General features: G+C 53.6%; 15 protein-coding genes, 1 tRNA gene and 2 pseudogenes. 12 read left to right on the top strand and 6 right to left on the bottom strand.

Features of this window, described 5'->3' with window-relative positions:
- Positions 1-165: 165 nt before the first annotated feature.
- The 6 genes and pseudogenes from HB631_RS08380 to HB631_RS08355 form a co-directional block, all read left to right on the top strand.
- Complete coding sequence (locus HB631_RS08380) at positions 166-738, top strand: methylated-DNA--[protein]-cysteine S-methyltransferase (protein WP_213990695.1); 573 nt, start codon at positions 166-168, stop codon at positions 736-738.
- Positions 735-1457, top strand: coding sequence for a 2OG-Fe(II) oxygenase (locus tag HB631_RS08375; RefSeq protein WP_255556872.1), 723 nt, complete (start codon positions 735-737; stop codon positions 1455-1457). The genes HB631_RS08380 and HB631_RS08375 overlap by 4 nt, the downstream gene beginning before the upstream one ends.
- A gap of 142 nt (positions 1458-1599) precedes the next feature.
- Entirely contained in the window at positions 1600-2664 is a 1065-nt protein-coding gene (gene ada / locus HB631_RS08370) for a bifunctional DNA-binding transcriptional regulator/O6-methylguanine-DNA methyltransferase Ada (protein WP_213990694.1), read from the top strand.
- A gap of 14 nt (positions 2665-2678) precedes the next feature.
- Positions 2679-3386 (top strand): 2OG-Fe(II) oxygenase, encoded by a 708-nt coding sequence (locus HB631_RS08365; RefSeq protein WP_213990693.1) that lies wholly within the window; start codon positions 2679-2681, stop codon positions 3384-3386.
- A 21-nt stretch (positions 3387-3407) separates the two neighbouring features.
- Entirely contained in the window at positions 3408-3737 is a 330-nt protein-coding gene (locus HB631_RS08360) for an Ada metal-binding domain-containing protein (protein WP_213990692.1), read from the top strand.
- Between the two features lie 18 nt (positions 3738-3755).
- A pseudogene (locus HB631_RS08355) lies at positions 3756-3977 on the top strand (hypothetical protein); the annotation flags it as partial.
- 226 nt (positions 3978-4203) lie between these two features.
- Here HB631_RS08355 and HB631_RS08350 read toward each other — a convergent pair.
- Positions 4204-4740: a carboxymuconolactone decarboxylase family protein gene (locus tag HB631_RS08350; protein WP_213990691.1), complete on the bottom strand. Its 537-nt coding sequence runs from the start codon at positions 4738-4740 to the stop codon at positions 4204-4206.
- A 50-nt stretch (positions 4741-4790) separates the two neighbouring features.
- Entirely contained in the window at positions 4791-5072 is a 282-nt protein-coding gene (locus HB631_RS08345) for an SDR family oxidoreductase (protein ID WP_213990690.1), read from the bottom strand.
- 111 nt (positions 5073-5183) lie between these two features.
- On the opposite strand from HB631_RS08345, the gene HB631_RS08340 reads away from it, so the two are divergent.
- Entirely contained in the window at positions 5184-6098 is a 915-nt protein-coding gene (locus HB631_RS08340; RefSeq protein WP_213990689.1) for a LysR family transcriptional regulator, read from the top strand.
- 80 nt (positions 6099-6178) lie between these two features.
- On the opposite strand, the gene HB631_RS08335 is transcribed toward HB631_RS08340, so the two are convergent.
- The gene (locus HB631_RS08335) at positions 6179-6415 is read right to left on the bottom strand and encodes a pentapeptide MXKDX repeat protein (RefSeq protein ID WP_213990688.1); all 237 of its coding nucleotides are present in this window, start codon (positions 6413-6415) and stop codon (positions 6179-6181) included.
- Between the two features lie 224 nt (positions 6416-6639).
- On the opposite strand from HB631_RS08335, the gene HB631_RS08330 reads away from it, so the two are divergent.
- From HB631_RS08330 to HB631_RS08320, 3 genes are all read left to right on the top strand, one after another.
- Positions 6640-7362 carry a response regulator transcription factor gene (locus HB631_RS08330; RefSeq protein ID WP_213990941.1) on the top strand — a complete coding sequence of 241 codons (723 nt, stop codon included), beginning with the start codon at positions 6640-6642 and terminating at the stop codon, positions 7360-7362.
- 3 nt (positions 7363-7365) lie between these two features.
- A complete protein-coding gene (locus tag HB631_RS08325) occupies positions 7366-8832 on the top strand; it encodes a HAMP domain-containing sensor histidine kinase (RefSeq protein WP_213990687.1) in 1467 nt (488 codons plus the stop codon).
- A 155-nt stretch (positions 8833-8987) separates the two neighbouring features.
- Positions 8988-9716 carry a hypothetical protein gene (locus tag HB631_RS08320; RefSeq protein ID WP_213990686.1) on the top strand — a complete coding sequence of 243 codons (729 nt, stop codon included), beginning with the start codon at positions 8988-8990 and terminating at the stop codon, positions 9714-9716.
- Positions 9717-10222: 506 nt separating this feature from the next.
- On the opposite strand, the gene HB631_RS08315 is transcribed toward HB631_RS08320, so the two are convergent.
- Positions 10223-10528 (bottom strand): type II toxin-antitoxin system YafQ family toxin, encoded by a 306-nt coding sequence (locus HB631_RS08315; RefSeq protein ID WP_213990685.1) that lies wholly within the window; start codon positions 10526-10528, stop codon positions 10223-10225.
- Positions 10515-10787: a type II toxin-antitoxin system RelB/DinJ family antitoxin gene (locus HB631_RS08310; protein ID WP_213990684.1), complete on the bottom strand. Its 273-nt coding sequence runs from the start codon at positions 10785-10787 to the stop codon at positions 10515-10517. The genes HB631_RS08315 and HB631_RS08310 overlap by 14 nt, the downstream gene beginning before the upstream one ends.
- 193 nt (positions 10788-10980) lie before the next feature.
- On the opposite strand from HB631_RS08310, the pseudogene HB631_RS08305 reads away from it, so the two are divergent.
- Positions 10981-11183, top strand: a pseudogene (locus HB631_RS08305) (hypothetical protein); the annotation flags it as partial.
- A 240-nt stretch (positions 11184-11423) separates the two neighbouring features.
- Here the strand turns inward: HB631_RS08305 and HB631_RS08300 are convergent.
- Positions 11424-11499 (bottom strand) — tRNA-Phe (locus HB631_RS08300).
- Positions 11500-12138: 639 nt separating this feature from the next.
- On the opposite strand from HB631_RS08300, the gene HB631_RS08295 reads away from it, so the two are divergent.
- Complete coding sequence (locus tag HB631_RS08295) at positions 12139-14295, top strand: ornithine decarboxylase (protein WP_213990683.1); 2157 nt, start codon at positions 12139-12141, stop codon at positions 14293-14295.
- Positions 14296-14339 lie beyond the last annotated feature (44 nt).

Genomic DNA, 14339 nt, shown 5'->3' with positions numbered 1-14339 from the left:
ACTGAGAATGGCGCGAATAAATTCCCGTGAACATACATACCCGGTTATTTCCCGACGGGTAAGCGGTATCTTTATAATAAGAAATTCAACCGCAAGGAGCGGAGTTTAAAGGGATGCGTGGACTTCTAAACTAGTCCCACTCTTTAACAAAGTAGGTGACGCACCATGAAAACTCGTTCCTTTTCCACATTCACGTATAACTTCCGTGCTCCAGGCAGCCCGGTGGAAGGTCCTATTCGCTTCGCCGCCGGTCAGACGGTGTTGGGTAAGGTTCTCATTGGCCGGAGCCAGCGCGGCATTTGCGCGATCTTTCTTGGCGAAGATGAGCAAGCGCTACGTGACCAACTCGGCGAGGCGTTCCCGAGAATCGAACTGCAAGCTTGCCAACCGTCGCTTCAGCATGAAGTCAATCAGGTCATTGCCTTCATCGACAAGAGCGTGCCCGAGGCCGTGATCAACCTCGACATCGGCGGGACCGCGTTCGAGCAAAAGGTTTGGCGGGCGCTGTGCGGCATACCTGCAGGGCAAACGCGCAGCTACAGCGAGATGGCGAGAAATATCGGCGCGCCGGAAGCCGTTCGGGCCGTGGCGGGCGCCTGCGCAGCCAATGTGCTGGCCATCGCCATTCCCTGTCATCGCGTTGTACGCAGCGATGGCTCAATTTCCGGCTATCGCTGGGGTATCGAGCGCAAGCGTGCGCTGTTGGCCGAAGAATCGGCCGAGAAGTCAGCTGTATGAACACCGCGCCGAGTCAATGCGGCGCCATGCAGCCCGCGACATATAACTGGGCGGGTATGGAGCGTTCGCTCGATACCCACGGAAATGCCGTACTGCCCGGCCTCCTGACTGCGAAGCAGTGCGATGTGCTTGCTTCGCGCTATGCCCAGGATGAGGGCTACCGCACACGAATCGTTATGGCTCGCCACGGGTTTGGGCGCGGCGAATACAAATACTTCTCGTACCCGTTGCCGCCGCTGCTTGACCGGCTTCGCCATGTGTTGTATGCGCGGCTGGCACCGATTGCCAATCGCTGGAATCTGCAATTGGGCATCGACACCCGGTACCCGGATGAACTGGACGCATTTTTGCAGCGGTGCCACGAAGCTGGCCAAACCAGGCCCACACCGCTGATCCTGGAATACGGTGAGGGCGACTACAACTGTCTTCACCAGGATCTCTACGGTGAGCATGTCTTTCCGTTGCAGGTGGCCATTCTGTTGTCGGAGCCCGGCAGGGATTTCGACGGTGGCGAGTTCGTCATGACGGAGCTTTCAACCAAGGGCCAACGAGCCGATGTGGTCGCGCTGCGCCAGGGAGACGCGGTGGTATTCACGGTCAATCAACGGCCGGCCATGGGCTTGCGCGGTGTGCGCAGGGTGGCCATGCGGCACGGCGTAAGCCGCATTCGCAGCGGCCAGCGCCACACCGTGGGCCTCATTTTCCACGATGCCAAATGAGACGAATAGGGAAACTCTCGATTTTTTCAATACCAATGATGCCGGTTCCCGGCCGATGAAATTCATTCGCAAGAATCAGAGTTCTTGCGACTGAAGTCCCGCTTATACTGTCGCTGTGATTAACGCATTCAGGATGACCGCCATGAAAACGACGACTGCTTACGACACGGACGATGCTCGCTGGGAGGCGGTGCGGGCACGGGATGCAGCCGCAGACGGACACTTCATTTATGCCGTGCGAACCACTGGTGTGTATTGCCATCCCAGTTCCACGGCGCGGCTACCGAAGCGCGAGAATGTGGAGTTCTTCGATTCGGCAGAGGCGGCTGAAGCGGCGGGTTATCGATCGAGCCGCCGCGCGCACGGCGACCAGACCAGTGCCGCGTCCGAGCGCGCCGTGCTGGTGGCGCGCGCCTGCCGGCTGATCGAAACGTCGGAAACGCCGCCCCAACTCGACGTCCTGGCCGCCGAGGTCGAGTTGAGTCCGTTTCATTTTCATCGTTTGTTCAAGGCTGAAACGGGCCTGACGCCCAAGGGCTATGGCTCGGCCTACCGCGCCCGCAAGCTGCGGGAGGAGTTGAGCGCCCCAAAAGCCTCTATCACGAACGCTATCTATGATGCCGGCTTCAATTCCAATAGCCGCTTCTATGAAACATCCGATCAACTATTGGGCATGCGCGCACGGGACTACCGGGCGGGTGGCCTAGGCGCGGTCATTCGTTTCGCGGTGGGGCAATGTTCGCTGGGGGCCATTCTGGTCGCGCAGAGTCAGCTCGGTATTTGCGCCATCTTGTTGGACGATGACCCGGACGCTCTGGTGCGCGGTCTACAGGATCAGTTTCCCAAGGCGCAGCTCATTGGCTGTGACGATGAGTTTGAGCTCTTGGTGGCCCAGGTCGTGGGCTTCATCGAAGCGCCGGCTCTCGGCCTGAATCTTCCGCTGGATGTGCAGGGCACGGCCTTCCAGGAGCGTGTCTGGCTGGCGCTGCGTGAAATTCCCCCCGGCGCAACCGTGAGCTACACGGAGATCGCCGAGCGCATCGGATCGCCCAAAGCGGTGCGCGCTGTCGCGCAGGCCTGCGGCGCGAACCACCTGGCCGTGGCTATTCCCTGCCACCGCGTCGTACGGCGCAATGGCGATATTGCCGGCTATCGCTGGGGCGTGGATCGCAAGCGCGAGCTGCTGCGCCGGGAAGCCAAGAGCTAAAGGAGAACCTTCAAATGGCCGCAAACCACACGAATATTGATCGATTGGATTGGGATGGCATTTTCGCGCAGCTGGACATCGAAGGCTACGCTATGTTGCCCGGCTTGTTGCACGCGGGTACGGCACGCGAACTGGCGCATCTAACTGAAACCATGAGCGCCGAACATTGCGTTTCGCCGGCATCGGCAGACCTGGGGCGCGGCGAACTGTTCTACTTCAATGCCAATCTCCCGACGCCATTGGAAACGTGGCGTACGGTGTTCTATCGCCGCCTGGCTGTCATTGCCAATCAATGGAGCGAAATACTGGGCGTCGGCCGCCGCTATCCGGCGGAAGTGGTAGATTTCCACCGGTGCAATCAGAAAGCCGGTCAGGCGCAGGCGCAATCCCATTTGAACCGGCTTGGTGCCGAGGACTATATGGCGCTTCATCAGCGCAGCGCCGGCGAGCCGGTGTTTCCACTGCAAATCGTCGCATTGTTGTCCGAGCCGGGAAAGGACTTCCATGGCGGGGAATTCGTGATGACGGAACAGCGCCCGCGCATGCAGTCACGCCCCATGGTGCTGCCGCTAAATCTCGGTGATGCGGCGATCATCAGTACAGCCGGACGCCCGTTCAAAGGAACCAAAGGTTATTACCGGGTCAACCTGAAACATGCTATTAGCCGCGTGCGCCGGGGTCAACGTATCGGTGTGGAACTGACATTTCACGATGCTCGGTGATGTTGGGGGAGAACTGCGGCCATGCCTGATACGGAAAAAACTTACACATTGATTGGATCCGACGGCAAGCCATATCTCAGCTCCGTACCCGGCATCTTTGGGGGCCATCGCGGCGGCAAGCTATATGGCCGCCTCTACTGCCGTGCGGCACTGCAAGCTATTGCCCTTGGCGGCTATGTGAAGCACCGCGTCTTCTTTCTGAATGAAGCTGCGGCTATTGCCGCCGGCTATCGACCATGTGCTGTTTGCATGCCCGAAGAGTATGTGGCTTGGAAGAAAAACCAACCCGCCAAAACAGCGACGAACAGTGTTTCTGTCAAACCAGGACGATTTTTGCCGCAATATGCTTGATCCGTTCTGGATGGTAGCGTTGGGCCGTTGGCGGTAAATAAATCATTGCACGGTAAGGGCGTCGGGCTGTCACTGGTGCGGGATGCCTGGCTACGGGTAATTGAGATAGCGGAAACTATCGGTATTTGTGGAATGTTAATTCATGCGCTGTCTGATGAGGCGCGGGAATTTTACCTGCGGGTGGAATTTGAACCTGCGTTTTATCCCTATATAGAGGTTTTTGGATCCTCGGGTAAATGAGAGAAAAGGCCTATGCTTGGCCTTAAGCGACTAAGGGAGAGCGGGAGGATACCTATGTTTATTTAGTCTATTCCCCAGCGTGCGTAAACGGTATTGAGAACGCCAATGCAGACAGCACGCAGTCCTCCGGAAATATCCAGCGCAAGACCTTTTACATTGGTAGTGGTCGCTTGCCGGGAGTGAACTGGAATCGTGCTTTGCTTTGCGCTCTCATGGCGTTGTCAAATCAATCCAGCTTCGGGGCGGCTGGAAAATCCACTGGAATTTTCGTGGTCGAGTGCAGGTAGTTACTCACCGTTTTGTCTCCAATAATGACGATGGCATCCACAAGGTTTCCCTTCGTCCAGCCTGCGGCAAAGAATGCTTCGACCAAGGCTTGATCAACGTGGCCGCGGCTTTGCGTGATGCCTTTGGTCAAGCGGGCGAGTGCGTCGAGCTTGGGGTCGAAGCTAGCGTGGCCGTGCCGGATTTCGATGATTTGCTCATCGGTGAATCCATTCATTTTTCCGAGCATGGTGTGCGCGGCCAGGCAATACTCGCATTCGTTAATTTGGCTTACGACAAGGTTGACAACCTCGCGAGCCTTACCGGAGACGCTGCTTTTCGCGTTTTGAAATGCCAGGTAAGTGGCGAGTGCCGTCTCTGAGTGGGCAAACGTGGCGAAGAGGTTGGGGACCATGCCAAGGCTTTTTTTGAGGTTGTCAAAAATGGCTTGGTTGGTCGCGTTGACTTCTTCGCGGGTGGGAACGTTTATAAGGGTCATGGCGATCTCCTTTTGGTTGTTGAAAAACTGATGTGAAATGATGATCGCGCTTATTGCGCGGTATAGCCGCCATCGACTGCGATGGATTGTCCGGTAAGGTAGGGCGTTTTAGCGGATGCGATAAAAACAATCGTCTCGGCTACCTCTTCCACCGTCGCCGCGCGTTTTGCTGGAATGCCGCCGAGCAAGCGAAGTTCAATGGCCAGCGCTGCGCCAGCCTCCTCGCGCCGTCGGCTGACGACCACGTTGGCGCCGAGCTTGGCGAAGGCGAAGGCGGTTGCCCGGCCGATCCCGGTCAGGGCGCCGGTGATAAGGACTGTGGTTTGGTTCATGTTAACTCCCGGTTGGGTGATTGATGGTTCTACTTTGACTGATTCCCTTTGGTTGATATAGACTGTTTTTTGTCATATCAATTAGTAGTAAATGGAATAAATGGAGCGGTCGTGGACAAGCTTTCTGCAATGCGAACTTTTGTGAGAGTGGTGGAATCAGGCAGTTTTTCCGCTGTGGCGGACGAGTTCCGGGCTACTCAGAGCGCTGTCAGCAAGCAGGTGGCCGCCTTGGAAAAGGCGTTGGGGGCAAAGCTGCTCGTCAGGACGACGCGGTCTCTGGCCCTGACCGAAGAGGGCGAGCGCTATTTCGAGCAGGCCCGACGGTTGGTCGCCGAAATTGCGGAGGCCGAGTCGGGCCTGATCACAGGAGAAGGACAACTGCGCGGCTGGATTCGGGTAGCCGCCTCAGTGGGCTTTGGCCGTTTAAAGTTGATGCCGTTGGTGAGGGCGTTTATGGCGGCGCATCCCGATGTCAAAATCGACCTGCGGTTGCACGATGGATTTATCGACTTGGTTGAGCAGGGGATTGATGTGTCGGTTCGGATCGGCGACCTGCCGGACAGCGGACTGATTGCCCGGCGCATCGGCACCTCCCAACGTATGCTGCTTGCTAATCGCGATTACCTGCGATCCCTTCCCAAAGGCGTTCGGGCTCCGGTCATTCCGGAAGACCTGCAAGCGCACGAATGCATTGTTTACACAGGGATGTCCAACAGTAATTTGTGGATATTCACGGCGGGACCAGGCGCGCCGGCGACGAAGGGCGCCACCAGGAGTATTCGTGTTGAGGGGCATATGCAAACCAACAGCAGCGAGGTGCTCCGCTCCGCTGTGACAACAGGAATGGGTATTGGCTATTCGCCCACCTGGCTGTTCGACGCTGAGCTGGCAAGTGGCGAAGTTGTGCGGCTCATGGCAGACTGGGAGTCACCCCAATCCCCCATTCATCTTGTGAGTCCGCCCGAACGTAAGCATTCGGCCAAGGTCAGGGCGTTTGTAGCGCACATCGCCGCGGCGCTAACGTGAGTTGGACCTCATTAAAAACGCCTCTGGCCAGAAATGACCGGAGGCGTTTTGCTTGCAAATAAAGAAAAAAAGCGCAAACGTTACGAACCCATTGCGCCTTTTTTCATCTGGTCTTGCTTCATGTGATCTTTGGACATGTTGTCCTTAGACATCTTATCTTTTGACATGCAGTCCTTACCCATGCCGTCCTTTTTCGCACAGTCTTTGGATGTGTGGCCCATGCTGTCTTTTTTCATCATGGTATCAGCGGCATAGGTAGTGCTCACGGCACCCATCATCAACGCGGCGGACATCATCATTAGGGTTAGCTTTTTCATCGTATTTCCTTTTCCGGGTTTTATTGAGATAAAACGGCATAGCGCCTTACGCACATAAAGCCTGTTCCTCGGTGGAATAAAGCTTCCGCCGGGTGATGTGGCGAGTATTGAACGTATTTGTTCCCCAAGACCTCACGCAAAGTTAAATAAAATGTGATAACTCCGGGTGAATTGCTTGTGTAGACTCGGACGGTATGGGGAAGCCACGCGTGAAGACGAAAAAAATGGATAAACGCAAAAAAATCCTTATCGTCGAAGATGACGGCGATATCGCTGAATTACTCAGCCTGCATCTGCGTGATGAAGGTTATGACATTACCCACGCCGGCGACGGCAATCTGGGCGCAACGTTGCTGGAAAAAGGCGGCTGGGACGCATTAATCCTCGACTTGATGCTGCCGGGCGTCGATGGATTGGAGATCTGCCGCCGCGCCCGTCAAATGACGCGCTATACGCCGATCGTTATTATCAGCGCGCGCTCCAGCGAAGTGCACCGGGTACTCGGCCTGGAGCTGGGCGCCGACGACTATCTGGCGAAACCTTTCTCGATGCTGGAACTGGTGGCGAGGGTCAAAGCGCTTTTCCGCCGTCAGGAAGCCATGAGCCGCAATATGAAAATGGACGCCGGAACCTTGAGTTTTTCCGGTCTGGCAATTGACCCGATTGCCCGTGAAGTCATGCTTAATCAGCAGCACGTTGAGTTGACGCCGCGGGAGTTTGACCTGTTGTACTTCTTTGCTAAAAATCCCGGCAAAGTGTTTTCGCGCCTCAGCCTGTTAAATCAGGTGTGGGGCTACGAGCACGAAGGCTATGAACATACGGTGAACACCCATATCAACCGACTGCGCATCAAGATAGAAGCTAATCCGGCTGAGCCGGAGCGAATTCTGACCGTGTGGGGAAAGGGTTATAAATTCGCGTCCTCTGCTGAAGGCACGCAGGGATAAATCATGAAAAATCTCACGCTGGCGCAAAGATTGACACTGGTATTCATGCTGTTGCTGATCGCCTGCTGCTCGCTTTCCGGTTATATGCAGGTGCGTTCCAGTAATCAATACAGCCAGTCGGTGATCCAGAGGCTGTCGGCCAATCTGGCAACGCAGATTGCGGCCAATAACCCGTTGCTCAGCCAGGAGGGGTTGAATCCGCAAGCGGTGCACAGGTTATTTGATCAGCTGATGGCGGTCAACCCGAGTGTTGAAGTGTATCTGCTGGATAAAGACGGCAATATCATCGGCAACGCGGCGCCGCCAGGAAAACTGCAACAGAGGAAGATTGACTTAACACCCATCAACGCGCTGCTGCACGGCGCGACAATGCCGGTCTACGGCGATAACCCCCGTGAGCCGCAAAACCCTCAGGTCTTTAGCGCCGCGCCGTTGCAGGTGGACGGCGTGACCAAAGGTTATGTCTATATCGTACTGCTCGGCGACGCATACACCGCGCTGAGCAGCGATGCGCAATACCAATCGGCGATTTATATGGCGCTGCGTTCCATGGGACTGGTGGCATTGTTTGGTTTGCTGGCCGGCGCGCTGGCATTCCGCTGGGTAACGCGCCCGGTGCGCAAATTGACGGCGCAAATAGCCCTGCTGGACAGTGGCGGGATGGCGGCCATCCAGACGCTGGCGAAAAGCGATGCGCCATCCGGTGCTCCGCGCGATGAAGTGGCGCTGTTACAACAGGCCTTTGTCGCGCTGGCAAAACGCATTGACCGGCAATGGCAAAGCCTGATGGTGCAGGACCAGCAGCGGCGTGAATTTATAGCGAATATTTCCCATGACCTGCGTACGCCGCTGACGTCACTGCATGGATATCTGGAAACGCTGTCGGTGAAATCCGACCATCTGAGCAATGAGGACAGGCAGCGCTATCTGACTATTGCGCTGACGCAGAGTAAAAAGGTCGGGCGACTGGCCCAGGAGTTGTTTGAACTGGCCCGGCTGGAATATGGTGTGGTAAAACCGCAGAAAGAGCCGTTTTCCCTGTGCGAGCTGGTGCAGGACGTATTCCAAAAATTTGAACTGGCCACCGAGACGCGCGGGCAGAAACTGCAGGCCGACATTACGCCCGGCATTCCGCTGGTTAACGCGGATCTGGGGATGATTGAAAGAGTGCTGACCAATCTTCTGGATAATGCCATCCGCCATACCCCTGAAGGCGGCACCATTGAGATCACCTTGCGAAAAGATCAAGGACAGGTGATGGTGCGGCTTAAAGACAGTGGCCCGGGTATCGCTCCGGAGCTTAAAGACAGCCTGTTTGTCCGCCCGTCGATCCTCAGCGCCAATAAACACCGGGCGGGCGGGCTTGGTCTTATGATCGTCCGCCGTATTCTGCAACTGCACGACAGCGACATTACGCTCATTGATGAACCTGAACGCGGGGCGTGTTTCCAGTTCTCGCTGCCGGTTTAAGAGTCTGAACTCTATTTAACAAATGTATTTAACAAATGTGAATTATGACGACCGGAGATACCGCATCCTTACCCAGGGGCTAATCTAAATTTTCCCAAAAGTCATCCCTTGTCCACAGCAAAAATATCTTTATACTGGTGAATTTGCAGGTGATTATGGTGTTTTCTTTTATTAAAAAAACGGTTGCTTTAGCCTCGGCTGACAGGATCGCACAAGCCGCGTCCTCACAGGAAGCATTCGATAATGGAAAAGGTACGGCGTTCTCAGTACCGGAAATCATTGAGTTATATTTTCAAAAATACGGTAGTACGCAGAAAAAGTTCGATTGCCACTCCTCGCCGAAATTTTATATTGGCTACGTCAAGATTCCAGGCAAAAACGAATTTTTGTCTGTGATTTTAATCCAGCCTAAAGGCTCTATTGCTGTAAGTTTTTATCCAGATGCTATTTATTCCAATGATTTATTCGGGGTGATGGCTAAAAAGGCATTTGCTGATAAAATTGCGATGGGCTTAATTCAATCGCTTAATAAATCGGGCACTGGGTTTGAGGAAAATACGTCCTCTCCCGAACCTTCACAGATATTACCTCTACAATCAACGCAGCAAGCCGCGGTTGCAAAACCTGAGCTACAAATTTCCTTTGTTTTGAAAGCGGCGGAAAGTGAGTTTAATCGGCGTGCCACAGGCCTTTTTAACGCTGCAAAAAATGATGTGGCTAACGATGATGATGCGATATTGGCGATGGCGGACATTTCGATGCTTCGCGGCCCTATTGCTATTGCTTCATTGAATGAAGGGTGTACGTTAGAGACTTACGAAAATGCACTGAATGAATTATCACATATTGAAAAAAAATGGGAACGCTGGGCATTGAAATCCTAGCAAGTTCACCGCCATAGCTTACGAGCACTCCTACGTTTTTGCGAAACGAATTACAGTATAGCGTTACGCCCTGTTTACCTTAGTAAAACCTCTTGCGGCCTACCCTCGATAACGGTACCGTTAAGCGGCGCCTGCAAAATCAGGTGCCGGGATTGACCTCCTGAAATACTTCACTGATGACACAAGGCGCGTGTGCGCTTTTATTGTTACTCACTGGAGGCTGCCTTATGGCTACAACCCTCACCCCGTTACACCCGTTACTGCAAACCAGAGAATCTTTAAAGCAAAACAAACAATGCCCTGCCTTTATCGGTGAAAGCGGGTGAAGGTAGGGGGGCATCGGAGTCGTCGTACTCAAGGCATTCATACTTTTTCAGGTGGCTTGCCCCACTACGCAACTCGATTTCATCCGATGGGGATCACCCGCAGTGGGGCTGTTTTTACCAGGGTGTTAATTTGGTTGTCCCGATTCCCCACATCGAATAGCATTAATCAGAAAGCGATTATTATTCAAATAGTTCGGCGTGAGTACCCAGGTCAGTAAAGATGACGATATCTTTCTCGAAATCTATTCGGTAGATAAGAAGGAAATCCCCACCGATATGCAGTTCCCTGAAGCCACTCCATTCGCCGGTTAGCGCATGATCGAGATATTCTGGGGGAATTGGCTGCCGGTTGGTGGCAAGGTTCATAACCACCACGGCAGCATTCATATCATAACGGCCTTTCTTGTTAAGGCGCGTCCAAGCTTTTTCGAAGTTTTTGGTACGATCTGTTTTATAAGGCAGTAGCGCCCGCTTATGGCTTCCCATTGTTCATGCTCATGATCAGTTCATCGACGTTGTTAAAAGCCGGACGTTCATTGGCAATAATTGCCTCTGCCTGTCGCATTGACTCACGTAGGCGGGCGGAAGGTTTGCGGGTAATTTCGAACGGCAGTCCTTCATTGCGGACCACGTTTTCAGCAAACAGGCGCAGCGCAGTACTGACCGTAAGGCCGCAGTCCTGCAGGATAGTTTCGAATTGGTTTTTCAGTTCATCATCGACTCGGGAGCGGATAGTGGTTTCCATAATACGTGCCTCATTCAATTAACTACGCGAAAATTGTAGCCCATTGTGGGCTACAATTAAAGGGATTCCGCCACTGTATATTATTTCTAGTCACTGCGACGGCATTCTGGGGATGCGGCCAGGTTACATCGTCCTTCCTGAAGTTTGCCGTTTAGGTGTCGATGTGAAGTTGGTCAAGGGAACTCCAGTTTATCACGGCGTTGAGCTGGATAAATGTATCGTCTTGTATGACCTGGGTGCGCGTGTAGGACATACGTTGGTTATTGGCACGATCCGCGTGGGTAAAACTAACCTGGCGGAGTTACCGGGTATCCAGGATATCCGGCGCGGAGTTGTTACCGTGATGTCCGATCCCCAAGGGTTGACGCGGACCTACTGAAGCGGATGTGGGCAGAGGTCGACGGGATGAGCGAAGAAAGAGCAGAATCGCATTGGGGTCTTGGTACTATGTATGCACCGGTAGTACTGCCAATTCCTTCCATAACAGTTTGTAGGATTTTACGAGGGTTTTTGCAGCGCGGATTTTACTGTCGGTTAGGGCCATGTGAGGATCTCTGCATTCATCGAACCCAGTTCGATGGAGGGTCCAGAATCCAGAAAGCAAAAAACCAGCTGCTAGGCTGGTTTAATCAAAAATGGTGCCCGGACTCGGAATCGAACCAAGGACACGGGGATTTTCAATCCCCTGCTCTACCGACTGAGCTATCCGGGCAACGGGGCGCATTAAACCGTATCACAGGGGTAACGTCAACGGCTTTATCACCTTTGCCCGCTCGGTTGACGAGATTTCATTCAGTTAACATCTGTCGGCTTTTAGACATATTCGGCCGCTGCTGAAAAGACCCTAAAGCAATAAGTTATGTCATAATTTATCTGGATTGAATAAATTAATTATTTATCATTAAGTTACGCACAAATTTGAATTTGTTTATTTTGAAGATTTTTTCTTGAACCCAGCGTAAAAAAATGCAATTATTGCCCGAATTTCTCTTGTTATTGCAAAAGGTCAATGGGGGCCGCAGGTATGAACAATTCCATGCTGCTGCGTTGTCACATCAGCGAATCCAGTCTGATGGCGTTCTCCTATTGCCTCATCGATCCCTATATTAGATTCCCGCTCACGCCCACCATGCGGTGAGGTTACCCCTGACCAGCTTTTAAGCATGACTGAAATCAGAGGGCTTCTCTGCTTTTCTTGATGTTTATTAGTTGCCGTCATCAATGGTTTTTCCCAGTAAGTACCGAATTTTCTAGTGGGAAACCATAATAGTTATTGCGGGTTGAGACATTCTCTCCCTTTCACGTGCCTTCCGGCACATACACTCATCCTTAACCTTTTGGGATCGGTGACATGAAATTACTGAAGATCGCGGCTAGCGCCAGCCTGGTTGGGCAATTGCAAACAGCACGGGAAATCGTGCTATTGGCTGAGACTGATTTTACCGATGTGGCCGCGCTGGTGGTCTCGCCGGACGATGTCCGGGCGGGGCTGTTGAATATCCTGCGCAACACCGGTTTGTCGATACCGGCTTTTGTAGCGATTAAAGACCCGGCTCAATCGGTTGATATGACGCTGCCGAGCGAAACCTCTACGCTGGTATTGGACGGTTCGCAAGAAAGCGACGCCATGCTGGAAGCCGCCGCCGATAATTATCAGCGCACGCTGTTGCCGCCGTTTTTTGACACGCTGACCAAATATGTCGCCATGGGCAACAGTACCTTTGCCTGCCCGGGACATCAGGGGGGGCAGTTCTTCCGTAAGCATCCCGCCGGTCGTCAGTTCTATGAATTTTTTGGTGAAAACCTGTTTCGCGCCGATATGTGCAATGCCGATGTGAAGCTGGGGGATCTGCTGATACACGAGGGCTCGGCCAAAGAGGCGCAGAAATTTGCCGCCAAGGTGTTTAATGCCGATAAGACCTATTTTGTGCTCAACGGTACCTCGTCCGCCAATAAAGTGGTGACCAACGCGCTGTTGACCCGGGGCGATCTGGTCCTGTTTGATCGTAATAATCATAAATCCGTGCATCATGGCGCGTTAATCCAGGCCGGGGCGACGCCTATCTACCTTGAAACCGCCCGTAACCCGTTTGGTTTAATCGGCGGTATCGATGCGCACTGTTTTGACGAGAGGTATCTTCGGCGACAGGTGGCGGAGGTCGCTCCGTGGCGGGCCGATGAACAGCGACCGTTCCGTCTGGCGGTAATTCAGCTGGGGACCTATGACGGCACCATTTATAATGCCCGCCAGGTGGTGGACAAGATCGGTCATTTGTGCGATTATATCCTGTTTGATTCCGCCTGGGTGGGTTATGAACAATTCATCCCGATGATGGAGCAATGCTCGCCGTTATTACTGGATCTCAACGAACACGACCCGGGTATTTTTGTTACCCAGTCGGTACATAAACAGCAGGCCGGATTCTCCCAGACTTCGCAAATCCATAAAAAAGATTCCCACATCAAAGGGCAAAAACGCTTTTGCAACCATAAGCGTTTCAATAATGCCTTTATGCTGCATGCCTCCACCAGCCCCTTCTATCCCCTGTTCGCCGCGCTGGAAATCAACGCCAAGATGCATGAAGGCGCCAGCGGCCGGCGTCTGTGGCAGGACTGCGTGACATTGGGAATCGATACGCGCAAGGAATTGCTGGCGCACTGCCGGCTTATCCGGCCATTCATCCCTGAAACCATTAACGGCAAGCCCTGGCAGGACTACGATACCGACGCCATGTCCAAGGATGTGCGGTTCTTCAATTTCGAACCGGGTGAGCGCTGGCACGCGTTCAGCGGCTATACCGATAATCAGTATTTTGTTGATCCGTGTAAGTTATTATTGACCACCCCCGGTATTGACCGGGTAAGCGGTAATTATTCGGCGTTCGGCATACCGGCCACCATCCTGGCGACCTATTTGCGGGAAAATGGCATTGTGCCGGAAAAATGCGATCTTAATTCCATCCTGTTCCTGCTCACGCCGGCGGAAGATCGTCCGAAAATGCAGCGGCTGGTGGCGGCGCTGGTGCAGTTTGAACGTTATATCGAACAAGACGCGCCGCTTCGGGACGTGTTGCCCAGCATTTATGAGAAGCATACCGAGCGTTATGAGGGTTATACCCTGCGCCGTTTGTGCCAGGAAATGCATGACTTATATGTCAGCTTCGATGTGAAACAATTACAGCGGGATATGTTCCGGCGGGATTGTTTACCGCAGGTGGCGATGAATCCCCAAGAGGCGAACATCGCTTTTGTGCGCGGTGACGTGGAGTGTGTCGCCATCAGCAAAGCCGAAGGGCGCGTTGCCGCTGAAGGCGCACTGCCTTATCCTCCCGGGGTATTGTGCGTGGTCCCGGGGGAAATCTGGGGCGGCGCGGCGCAGCGTTATTTCCTGGCCCTGGAAGAGGGGCTGAATCTGCTGCCCGGCTTTTCACCAGAATTACAGGGTGTTTACGCAATAGAGCAAGAGGACGGTATCAAACGCCTCTACGGTCATGTAATCTGCCGTTAAACATAAGGGCCGGTTATCCGGCCCTTTGCTATTTTAATGCTCCC

It is taken from the genome of Sodalis sp. dw_96 (assembly GCF_018449575.1).
Lineage (GTDB): Bacteria > Pseudomonadota > Gammaproteobacteria > Enterobacterales > Enterobacteriaceae > Acerihabitans.
The sequence above is the reverse complement of the archived record's forward strand: the minus strand, read 5'-3'. Positions and strand labels throughout refer to the sequence as shown.